Annotated in this window: 12 protein-coding genes and 1 tRNA gene; 6 read left to right on the top strand and 7 right to left on the bottom strand. The window is 53.8% G+C overall.

What is annotated here, in order from left to right:
• The coding region (locus tag ACNKIB_RS03975) for a transposase (protein ID WP_417908837.1) at nt 1-137 on the top strand (137 nt) is incomplete at its 5' end.
• 116 nt (nt 138-253) lie between these two features.
• Here ACNKIB_RS03975 and rpsI read toward each other — a convergent pair.
• The 3 genes from rpsI to ACNKIB_RS03960 all read right to left on the bottom strand — a co-directional run bounded on the left by rpsI (nt 254) and on the right by ACNKIB_RS03960 (nt 1,227).
• The gene (rpsI, locus tag ACNKIB_RS03970) at nt 254-646 is read right to left on the bottom strand and encodes a 30S ribosomal protein S9 (protein WP_417909252.1); all 393 of its coding nucleotides are present in this window, start codon (nt 644-646) and stop codon (nt 254-256) included.
• Between the two features lie 10 nt (nt 647-656).
• A complete protein-coding gene (gene rplM, locus ACNKIB_RS03965) occupies nt 657-1,088 on the bottom strand; it encodes a 50S ribosomal protein L13 (protein WP_417909251.1) in 432 nt (143 codons plus the stop codon).
• 64 nt (nt 1,089-1,152) lie between these two features.
• Nucleotides 1,153-1,227: transfer RNA gene (locus ACNKIB_RS03960), tRNA-Gly, on the bottom strand.
• A gap of 183 nt (nt 1,228-1,410) precedes the next feature.
• Between ACNKIB_RS03960 and ACNKIB_RS03955 the strand changes: the two genes are divergently transcribed.
• Genes ACNKIB_RS03955 through ACNKIB_RS03945 form a run of 3 tightly spaced genes read left to right on the top strand, consistent with a single transcriptional unit; the run spans nt 1,411 to nt 3,730 of the window.
• Complete coding sequence (locus tag ACNKIB_RS03955) at nt 1,411-2,037, top strand: hypothetical protein (protein ID WP_417909250.1); 627 nt, start codon at nt 1,411-1,413, stop codon at nt 2,035-2,037.
• Nucleotides 2,038-2,052: 15 nt separating this feature from the next.
• A complete protein-coding gene (locus tag ACNKIB_RS03950; RefSeq protein WP_417909249.1) occupies nt 2,053-2,829 on the top strand; it encodes a tRNA lysidine(34) synthetase in 777 nt (258 codons plus the stop codon).
• Nucleotides 2,813-3,730: a damage-control phosphatase ARMT1 family protein gene (locus ACNKIB_RS03945; RefSeq protein ID WP_417909248.1), complete on the top strand. Its 918-nt coding sequence runs from the start codon at nt 2,813-2,815 to the stop codon at nt 3,728-3,730. The genes ACNKIB_RS03950 and ACNKIB_RS03945 overlap by 17 nt, the downstream gene beginning before the upstream one ends.
• Here ACNKIB_RS03945 and ACNKIB_RS03940 read toward each other — a convergent pair.
• Nucleotides 3,725-3,997, bottom strand: coding sequence for a hypothetical protein (locus ACNKIB_RS03940; RefSeq protein WP_417909247.1), 273 nt, complete (start codon nt 3,995-3,997; stop codon nt 3,725-3,727). The two genes, ACNKIB_RS03945 and ACNKIB_RS03940, sit on opposite strands and share 6 nt — an antisense overlap.
• Nucleotides 3,998-4,183: 186 nt before the next feature.
• Here ACNKIB_RS03940 and ACNKIB_RS03935 point away from each other — a divergent pair, with 186 nt between their 5' ends.
• Nucleotides 4,184-4,861: a class I SAM-dependent methyltransferase gene (locus ACNKIB_RS03935; protein WP_417909246.1), complete on the top strand. Its 678-nt coding sequence runs from the start codon at nt 4,184-4,186 to the stop codon at nt 4,859-4,861.
• A gap of 171 nt (nt 4,862-5,032) precedes the next feature.
• On the opposite strand, the gene ACNKIB_RS03930 is transcribed toward ACNKIB_RS03935, so the two are convergent.
• Nucleotides 5,033-6,109 (bottom strand): DUF4469 domain-containing protein, encoded by a 1,077-nt coding sequence (locus tag ACNKIB_RS03930; protein ID WP_417909245.1) that lies wholly within the window; start codon nt 6,107-6,109, stop codon nt 5,033-5,035.
• Between the two features lie 337 nt (nt 6,110-6,446).
• Between ACNKIB_RS03930 and ACNKIB_RS03925 the strand changes: the two genes are divergently transcribed.
• Nucleotides 6,447-8,129, top strand: coding sequence for a hypothetical protein (locus tag ACNKIB_RS03925; protein ID WP_417909244.1), 1,683 nt, complete (start codon nt 6,447-6,449; stop codon nt 8,127-8,129).
• Nucleotides 8,130-8,394: 265 nt separating this feature from the next.
• On the opposite strand, the gene ACNKIB_RS03920 is transcribed toward ACNKIB_RS03925, so the two are convergent.
• Together ACNKIB_RS03920 and ACNKIB_RS03915 are read right to left on the bottom strand one after the other, a co-directional pair.
• Nucleotides 8,395-9,711, bottom strand: a complete 1,317-nt coding sequence (locus ACNKIB_RS03920) for an OFA family MFS transporter (RefSeq protein WP_417909243.1) — start codon at nt 9,709-9,711, stop codon at nt 8,395-8,397.
• Between the two features lie 182 nt (nt 9,712-9,893).
• The coding region (locus ACNKIB_RS03915; protein ID WP_417909242.1) for a hypothetical protein at nt 9,894-10,684 on the bottom strand (791 nt) is incomplete at its 5' end.

Genomic DNA, 10,684 nt, shown 5'->3' with positions numbered 1-10,684 from the left:
GCTGGAAAGTTGAACGGCTTTTCGCCTGGCTTCAAAACTTCAGGCGGCTGGTTGTTCGATATGACCGACATGCTGACAATTTTTTGGCTTTTTTACTGCTCGCCTGTTCAATTATTCTGCTCCGTTTTTTGAGATAGGTTGTCATCCAGCAGATAGATTCCTCTGATATGGGCAATAAAAAAGGGGAATAACGAAGCCGTTCGTTATTCCCCCGCAATGTGTTGTTGCTACAACCTGAGACGTAGTTCCGCTCTTAACGCTTGGAGAACTGGAAGCGCGCGCGGGCACCACGTTGGCCGTACTTCTTCCGCTCTTTCACTCTGGAGTCGCGGGTCAGCAGACCGGCCTTCTTCAGCGCATCGCGCAGCTCGGGATTCAGGGTCTGGAGAGCCTTGGAGATGCCATGCACTAGCGCATCGACTTGGGCCACCTTACCACCGCCCTGCACTGTGGCCTTGACATCAAACTGCTCCGCCGTCTCTGTGACCGCAAAGGGCTGGGCAACTTTCGGCTCGAAGAAGATGTTGCCAAAATATTCCTGAGGGGTCATCTTGTTGACCGCTACGCTGCCTGTGCCGCGTGTGATCCACACTCTGGCGACCGCGCTTTTCCGTTTGCCGGTGGCGTATGTCTGCTCGTTTGCCATGATGCTCTCTTTATTTGATGTCGAGGAGTTCGGGTTGCTGGGCCTGATGGGGATGCTCAGTTCCAGCATAAACCTTGAGCTTCTTGAGCTGGGCTGCGCCCATCTTGTTATGTGGCAGCATTCCTTTGACGGCCATCATGATCAGGTCTTCTGGGGACTTCTCCCGCACGTCCTTGGCTGTACGGCTTTTAATGCCGCCCGGCCAACCGGTATGCCGCCAGTAGATTTTGTCGCTCCACTTCTTGCCGGTCAGATGTACCCGTTCAGCATTGACAACAATAATGAAATCACCGTTGTCCTGAAAATTGCAGAAGGTCGGTTTATGCTTGCCGCGCAGCCGGTCAGCGATCTCCGTAGCGAGGCGGCCAAGCACCTTGCCGTCCGCGTCAACAACAAACCATTTGCGGTCGATCTCATCCACCGGCGTATAATACGTTTTCATTGCACGCGCCTCAATGTGTAATAAAAAAAGGTTCGAACAGCGTCCGAACCTTGCGTTGTTCAAGTGGAGCGGGAAACGAGATTCGAACTCGCGACTTCAACCTTGGCAAGGTTGCACTCTACCACTGAGTTATTCCCGCTCTTGGAAACGACGCAACTATATCAAAATTTTGATCACGCTGTCAACAGGAAAAATACAATTCCGTTTTTTTCTTCGCTCTGAAAAAGAAAAAACACTGGCCAGTCAAGCAATTCTTGCCAAGCGCAGGCCGCCGGAATATTATTGCTCGGCAAACAAGGTGCGAGACAAAAGGAGGATGAGGATGAATACGATGCTGCGCATTTTCACCGCTGGGCTGCTGCTAGCTGTTAGTGGCTGCGCCGGGGGGAAAACAGATACACCTAACATGCCCGATTTCCCTCTAAGCTGTGCGGCAGTCCTGCCCGCAGTCCGGGGTTCTGATCTTGACCGCAACCCGACAGAAGAAAAAGAAGAAGAAAAGGCTTTGGCCGAGGGTGTGGTTGTCATGAACAAGGCGTTGCGCGAGTATTTTGGTAGTAGAACGGATATTCGTATGATCAGCGAGGAACTAGTTGAACCAGGCAAGCCGAGACAGTCGCTGGCCGGAGTCAAGGCGACAGCAGAAAAAGCGGGCTGTAATGCAGTGCTGGAAACCACCTTGTACCGGTACAAAGAGCGGCTCGGCGGTGAATATACGGCCAAGGAACCTGCGGCGACAGCCTTCACCTACCGACTGCTGGCCCTGCCGGATGGGACTGCTCTCTGCCGGGGTAACTTTGACCAGGAGCAGGAGCCGCTGCTCAACAACCTGTTGACGTTCCGCCAGAGTGCTGAAAACTCCTTTGCCTGGGTGACAGTCGAACGGCTCCTGACACAGGGGCTGCACGAGCGACTGGATGACTGCCCATATCTTGCCGAAAAGAAATAACGCCTGCGGTCTGACGTGAAAAGTGTCCTCTCTGCTGGGGAGAACCGGCGCGTAGCTCAGGCTATGCTGGATTACGGGATGCTAGCTGCTGGCGACCGGGTGCTGATCGCGGTGTCTGGCGGGATTGACTCGCTGGTGCTGGCTTGGCTGCTGCATGATTGGCGCAGAAAGGCTCCCATTAACTATGAAGTGCAGGCGGTACACATTGACATGCAGCCTGCGGAAGACAGGCAACCCGGCGACAGGGCAAGGCAGGTGGCAGCACAGCTGGCGTCCTTCGGCATCCCCTGCTGGATATTGCCAGCAGAGCAGCAGGTGATTTTTGTGGAGGGTATGGATCCAGCTGGTATCTGCCATAGCTGTGCCCGCAATCGACGGCGGCAGCTTTTTGAATGCGCCCGGCAGCAGGGTTTGAGCACGCTGGCTTTGGGGCATCACCGGGACGATTTAGTAGAAACCTTCTTCATCAACCTGACCTCTGGTGGTAACATCAGCACGATGCGCCCGAAGCAGGTGCTGTTCTCCGGCAAACTGGCTCTCATCCGCCCCTTGGCCTATTTGACCAAGGAGGAAATCTGCGGTATCGGCACAAGGCTGGGCCTGAAGGCCGTGCTGTCAAGCTGCCCATTAACAGAGCAGACCCGGCGAACAGAGATCAGGAATCTCCTGAAGCAGATGTATGCGCAGCTGCCTGGCAGCCGTGAGCATGTTTTCGCCGCCCTGGGTAATGTGCGGAATGAGTATCTCCTCATCCAGAACAAGATGAACCACGATCATGCGCACGAGTCTTGACTGCTTGCCCTGCTTTATGAAGCAGGCTCGCACGGTTGGCAAGCTGGCAGGAGCTGACTTGACCGTGCAGCGGCAACTCTGTGATGAGGCTGGGCGGTTCATCGCCGACGTTAACACTGATTTATCACCACCAGAAAACGCCGTTGCCCTGTACGCAGCCTTTGCCGAGATATTGAAAACGGATGATCCCTTTGCGCAGGTCAAACGAGAAAGCAATGAGCTGGCCCTGTCTTTGCGGGAGGCGATAAGAGCGCGGATTGAAGAGGCGGGCGAGCCTCTCCGGGCAGCTGTGCAAGCGGCGGTTGGCGGCAATATCATCGACTATGCAGCCCAGCATGTCTTTGATGCCGCCCAGACCATGCAAGATTGTTTTGCGCAGGATTTTGTCATTGATGACTATCCGGCCTTGCAGGAGGCAATCAGCAGAGGGCGCACTGTATTGTATCTTTACGATAACTGTGGCGAGATCGTCTTTGATGCCTTGCTGATAGAGCAGCTCCAGCAGCTCGGCTGCCAAGTCACCGCAGCGGTGCGGGGCTTCCCAATCATCAATGACGCAACGTTAGCCGATGTTAGCTTCTGCGGGTTGGATAGCCTTTGTCCGGTGATCAGCAACGGCACAGCCTGCCCTGGCACCCCGCTCGATCAGTGCAGCGCAGAGTTCTGCGCACATTTCCAGGCAGCAGACCTGGTCATCAGCAAAGGCATGGGCAACTTTGAAACCCTGTCCGAGGTGCCTGCGCCGATCTTCTTTCTCTTCACGGTCAAATGCGCTGAGGTGGCCAAGCATCTCACGCAACGGCAGGGGCTTGCGCCAGGAAAACTGACTGGCAGTGGCGAGATGGTATTGGTCCAGCAAAAGAAATCAGATCTCCTGTCTAATTCAACAAAAGAGTTATGAGTTCTCTTTTTGCGAGCTGGTCACGTGTGCAACAAAGCCAGGGAAGAGTACGGCTGATTTGCCAAGGAGTTGTACTCGGCAGGCAAGGAGTTCGGCTTGGCCAAACTGCTTGCCTGTTGAGCCGCAAAGGAGTTCTGCCGACTCCAACTCCTTTGCAAGTCGGCAGAACTCCTTTGTGGCCGAGCCAGACTCCTTTGTTACTCGGCCAAACTTCTCTGCTGCCGAGCAAGATTCCTTTCTAAGTCGACAGGACTCCTGTTTTGCCAAACAAAACTCCTTGGCAAACGAGCAAAAAAAGAATATTCTCAACCCTTCTTGTTGACTTTTTGGCCTGCACAAGAGATCTCATGTGCAGAAATAGGGGAAAAGGCAGTCTGCCTGCTTGTAGGGTAAGACTGTGAGACCGTTAACATATTAGCAGGGCGGTAAAATCCGTCCGATGAGCTATTGATTATGAACAAGCAGAGCATAGAAAAGGTGTACAATCAGTACTCCGCTGTTTACGACAAGATATTTGGCTTGGTTTTTGAGAACGGGCGCAATGAAGCCATGAAGATGATTTCCCTTAACGGCAACGAGAAGGTCTTGGAAGTTGGCGTGGGGACAGGAATCAGTTTAACGAAATATCCACGGACTGTGGACATCATTGGCATTGATCTGTCCAAAGAGATGCTGGAAAAGGCCAAGGAACGGGTTAACCGCTACTCGCTGACTAATGTCCAGCTCAAGATTGAGAATGCTGAGGAGATGTCTTTCGCACCGAATCAGTTTGATAAGGTGATCATTATGTATGTGCTCTCTGTTACGCCAAACCCAGAGGTGCTGCTAGACAAGGCCATCAGCGTGTGCAAGGAAGGCGGTGAGGTGATCATCATTAATCACTTCAGTGACCGCAAAGCGTTGCGGAAATTTGCTGACTACGACTTCCTCCAACGGGTAGAGAGGAAGCTCGGCTTCCGAGTCTATTTCCCGATGGACAAGTACATTCAGCACCTGAATAGGATGGGATATGCCGATGTCGAGGTGCGAACCGTTAACTACGGTCTCTCCAGAATCATCAGAATAAAGAAGGAAAAGGCCCCGTTCTGGCAGCATCATACCCACGCAGCGCAACACGCTCATGCGGCCTGAGCACTAACACCGCAGTCCAGGGGCAGCTGCGTAGGTTAAGCTGCCCCTCCTTCCTTACACAGCCGCCTTCTCCTCCGCCCACATGGGCCTTTTCACCACCTGCGCCAGTATCGCTCCGACTACCAGCAGTCCTGCTGAGATGTATAAGGCATAGTAGTCCAGCCCACCTGCTTAGGCTATTCTTATATCCAAAATATCCACCAGCCTGCTTGCATAGCCGTTGCGGGTTAGATCAAGCAGTGCGTCATAGTTGTTCACCGCGATGATAAGGTTGCTCACGCCAGAGCCGCTAAAGCCTGGCAAGTTGTATTCTTCATTGGTGGTGACGGCGACTGTCGCACCTGCTCTACCGCCTTCCTGCATGTCGAGCAAATTGAGCAGCAGCTGGCCAGTACGGGAATCAATAACTGCCTGAATGCGCAGCATCTCATTGGCCGTCGCTGTGCCGCCGATGATACTCACATAAGCGGCTGTGGCTGTGCCACCACCTGTGAGGATACCTGTCTCTTGCTCCGGGCTAAGGCTTGTCACAATCAGCGGGCTGCGCAGTTTACGGCGGCAGGTGCCACTACGCAATGTGCCGTGTTCGCTGTACTGGGTAGTGAGGGTAAGCGTATATTCATTCTTCCAGGACTCATTCTGCCCTGGAATGTCTGGCACCAAGAGAACAGTACTGTTGGAGATCGAGGCATACGTGGTCTGCCGAGTTGCGCCAGTCCATGTTCCTGCAATGACGCAGCCGCAATTCGGGTTGCTCTCATCAAAGTCCAGGTTGCTGCCGGTCATCTTGAGCACACCTGCCCAATACAGCACATCAGCCAGCTTCAGCTTAGTGTCTTCAGTAGAGGTGATCACTGGTAGCTTCGCAAGCATGGGCAGCCGCTCAAGTTTACATTTATGCCTGATCTCTTTCACAAAAGGCTGGGATACCCGCACATTGACCTGAAGCAGATCGTCACGCTCCGGCAGTGGATCATCCGGGCTGTCCAGCTTGCCGCTGAAGGAGATATGGAAGCTGAAGGCATCCTGCAATGTCACCTGCCTGCCATTGATCAGCTGATTCTGAATCCAGGACATCATCAGTGGGCCAAGGGATTTGATCATATCCTCGGTGAAGTTCGGATTCGTAGCAGCGATGTCAGCGGCCATCTCCTCATAGCCGGAAGTGCCGCGCGGTACGAATTGAATGCGGTAAGATGGGGGAGTGGTCAGGGGATTCACTTCAGGCCGCCATTGAATAGTCTCCATGATTGTTCTCCGGTGAAAGGAAAGGAAGGAAGGTCGTGGCGCATCACGACAAAACTAAAACGCGCCAGATGATTTGTCAATGGAATTGTTGTCAATCCTGCGGTGCAGGGCGTTTTTGCTAGAGGATGTCCTGCGCCTCTGCAAGAGCATAGGCTGTGCTTTGGTAATGGTGTGGGCTATGGAGTTGGATTCAAGACGTGCTGCCGGGAGGGATGGTGCGGGATTGTTTGGATGGGAGGAGCAGTTAAAGTCCTTGCATGGCATAGGGAAGATTGTTATTTTTCCGTTTAGCATAATTGAAGCGATCATTAGTCTGTAAAAAATAAGGGAGTAGGCAATGTCGTCAAGAACGTTCACTGAAGAAGTTCAGGATCTCACAGACAGAGTGTTCCTGCTCAAAGAGCAGATCGAAGCAGGAAAGATACACTTTGCATCACACCTCGTTGACGATTTCATGCGAAGTTGGTCCGCAGTACGCCTCCGCCCAGATGGTTTGGTTGATCCAAGCTCAGTTGATGGACGCATCCGAGCTGCAACCTTGGCTATTTTGGGCATGAAACAGAGAGAGGCGGCAAAAAGTTCCGTAAGTCTGGCGCAGATTCAAGAGACCTACTTTTCTTTCCTCTTCCGTGAGTTTGGATGGCTCTACGAACAGATGACCAAAGCGGGAGCGACACCAGTACAAGCTGCAAGGATGATGGCTCAGGACTCAGAATTTGTCGAACAGATTATATCAGTAGTTCCTGAGATTGACGAATCTTTAAAGGAGTTCTGGCAAACTGTTGGTAATGCAGGCGCATATCATCTCCAAGATGGACGGCAACTCAAGGCGACGTTTGCGGGTGATTTGTTCCCCTCCTATTGGGAGAATGCAGTCTCTACCGCAGGACTGTACATAGACACCATCATTTTGCCGTGTCCAATCATGCGCATTGCCCCTTTGCTGAAGGTTATGCCAGACCACGATTTCGCTGAAATGTTTATGAAGCATACCCTTACAGCTATGTCCTATCGGGAGGTGGCGATAGCTGACATAAATCCACCGATAGCCTTAGTGCTTCCGAATACCGATGACATAGACAGGTCTAGTTTAGAGCATCTGGTAGTGAGAGCCGAGCCTGCAATGTTGAAACATGCTCAGTATCTCTTTGGTCGGGTTTTCGATTCACTTGAGCATCTCAAGGACTTTTGCGACAGCTTGACTACTGTTGATCGAGTGCTGGCTGAACTCAAAGGTGCTGACAGATTCCTGTTCTCTACTGAGTGGGATCAAAACCCACGTGCGCAATTACTCGGTGTAATATCTGAGTATCCCTTTGGAATACCCGGCTTCGACCAAGAAATTGTCGGCCACCATGTATTGAATACATGCCTCAGTCGGATGCCTCAAGCACTCGCCGCTCAGGAGAAGGCGTTGCGCTTTGGAGGAACCCCGTTGATCAATGCAGAGACCTCTTGGCTCTATTACACGTGGCTTCTGGAATATAACGCAGCAACACAGTCAATCAATGAACGACATGATCAAAGTATGCATATCGCCCGCGCCCTTGTTACTGAAAGCGAAAACAACTTGGCATGGCTAGGTAAAGTTCCGCCAGAAACTGTTTTGGAGATTCGTCGAAGAGGTCTTGCAGAGGAAGTTCGAGGAATACTGGGCCACGGTATAGCTGAACTTGTCGGGGTTAATCCAAGCAACTATTTCCGCACCGCCGATCAAGTAGTAGAGAACATTGACAACGCATTCCGCGAGCACCAAAGAACACTGCTTGAGGCAAAGAAGAAAAAGCTGAAGCTTTATGGATTCGATATTGGCAGTTTCGTTGCAAATGGCACTATAGCGGTTACTGCTACTCTCACCGGGAACCTGAACCTCGGTGTAGCATCAGTGGTGCTTGGCATGATAGGATTACCAAATCTTAAAGACATTAAGACGAAGTTTACTGAAATAAATGCCGAAGAACGCGCCCGAAAGTCTTCACCAACAGGGCTGCTATTTAAACATGTAAAGAATAGACCGTGATGCCACCCTACGCCTATGAGAGGTAATATTGAAAAGTGGGCTGGGTTGTTCTGCCTCAGGCAGTGAGAAATGAAGAGACAGCGTAGTGACTCTACAAGAGGCAGCATACTATCTCTTAGGGAGACAGCGTAGTGTCTCTTGCGGAGACAGCAGGCTATCTCTGTGGGAGACAGTATGCTGTCTCCGTAAGCGGCAGGTAGCCGGGCTGGGAATTCTCGCCCGGCTTGAAAAGAATAAAGCAAGGTTGCTGATGGAGTGGCAAAGCTCACCCCGCTGCCTTCTCCTCCGCCCAGGTCGGTCTCTTCACCACCTGCGCTAGCATCGCCCCAACCACCAGCAGGCCTGCCGAGATGTAAAAGGCATAGTCCAAGCTGCCCGTGAGGTCTTTGATAATCCCGCCCAGCTTGGCCATGAAGAAGCCCAGCCCCCAACCAATAAAGACCAGGCCGTAGTTGGTGCCGAGATTCTTTGCGCCGTAAAAGTCACCGGTGAAGAGCGGCATCAGGGCCAGACCGCCGCCGTACTGCCAATAGGCGTTGCCAATGACGATGAAGAGGAGCAGAATGTTCTGCGTCTTCATCGCATAAGGCACCAGCAGCAGGCAAGCTGCTGAGACCATGCAGTTCATGGTGTAGGTGTTGGCCCGGCCTATCTTGTCAGAATAGAAGCCCGTGCCCACCCGACCCAAGGCGTTGACCAAACCGCCATAGGCAACAATCAACCAGGCGTTGTCAGCAAAGAAGGCAATCTGGGAGCCAGCAGTCTTGAGTAGGCCTGCGGCATTGGCAATGATCAGCATCCCAGACTGGGTGGTCAGGATGAACATGAAGAGCAGAGCATAGAACTGCCAGGTGCGCAGCATCTTGCGGGCGCGCCAGTCGTGCTTAGTGGCTGCGCCTGCCACCATAGTAGAGCGGGCGCATTTGGGCGCGGGCGGCACATAGGAGCCGTCAGGATAGACCTCGTTCGGGGTCTTCAGGAGTTGCCCAGCAATGACTACCACGGTGGCGAAGAAGATGCCAAGATAGATGAAGCTCTTGGAGATGCCGTAGCTGCCGATCAGGTATTCAGCTAACGGGCTGATGTACAAAGCTGCACCGCCGTAGCCGCCCACCACCAGGCCAGCGATCAGGCCACGCCGGTGCGGACCAAACCACTTCAGGGCCGCTGGCGTGGGTGCAGCATAGCCGATACCCATGCCCATGCCGCCGAGCAGACCAAAGCCGATGATCAGACCAAGGTAGCTCTGCATCAGGCCCGCAACAATGCAGCCAACCGCAAGGAGCAGCCCGCCCAAGGTGGCAGCGAAGCGGGGGCTAACCTTGTCCTGAATCCGGCCACCAGGAATCATCAGCAGGGCGAAGGTGATCATGCAGATGGAGAAAGGCGTGGCAGCCTGGGCATTGCTCAGGTAGTTCCAGCCCTCATTCAGCCCACCCATCGGCTCGCCTGCCTTACCATGCGTCAGGGCTGCTGACCACATGCTCCAAGCATAGAGTATTCCCAGGCACAGGTTGACCGCCATGCCCGCAAAGGTGGTGATCCACGCCTGTCTCGGCTCTTTTGCGCATTGCTCTGCCATAAACTCCTCCTCACTTTTGGTTGTGAACTGCGCCGCCTGGCTGCTTTACTGTCAGCCTAGCTCGTATCTGGCGGTACTGTAGCACAAAATGCAGGAAGGTGATAGCAGGCAGATGCTTTCTCCTGAAAAGCGGGGCGTTGTTATTGGTGTTAGCGCGGGGAACTGCGCCCTACCGTGCTGTCTTACAGCTTCATATCCAATATATCCACCAGCCTGCTGCCGTAGTTGTCCCTTGTCAGACTGATCAGGTCGGCCAGATTCTCGACCGTAACAGTAAGCGACTGCACTGCCGAGCCGCTGAAGCCGGGCAGCACGTAGGCAGTCTCTGTGGTCACTGCGACCGCCGCGCCTGCTCTGCCGCCTTCCTGCATATCAAGCAGGCGCAAGGTGAGCTGGCCGGTGCGGCTGTCAACCAGGGCCTGAATGCGCAGCAGCTCATTGGCTGTTGCGGTGCCGCCAGTGACGCTGGCCAACGGCTCGGCAGCATCGCCGCTGAGAATGCCGGTCTCCACGGACAGCGGCACAGTCAGCGGAGTGCGCAGCTTACGGCTGTATGTGCCGGTGCGCGGCGTGCCGTGCTCGCTGTAGCGGGCGTTGACTGTGACGGTATATTCGTTGTTCCAGGGATTATCCTGCGCCGGAATATCCGGCATGAGCAGTATCTCGCTTGGCCCGACCCGCAGCAGGCGCGTCTGCACGGCACTGCCGTTCCGGGTTCCCTCAAGCACCACGCTGCCTGCGCTCGGCGGATCAGCAGCAAGATCAGTGCCAGTGAGCAGCAGCACGCCTGCCGGGTTAAGCACATCATCGAGCTTGAGCAGAGTGTCCTCAGCGGAGCTGATCATCGGAGCCTTCTCTGTTGCCGCTACGCGTTCCAGTTTGCCGAGATGCCGCACCTCTTTGACATAAACCTGGGACACGCGCACATTGACTTGGAGCATGTCGTTGCCCGCTGGCAGCGGGTCATCCGGGT

The organism is Candidatus Electronema sp. PJ (assembly GCF_048287395.1).
Classification (GTDB): domain Bacteria; phylum Desulfobacterota; class Desulfobulbia; order Desulfobulbales; family Desulfobulbaceae; genus Electronema.
Note: the sequence above shows the minus strand (reverse complement) of the source record. Positions and strands in the feature narration are given on the sequence as shown.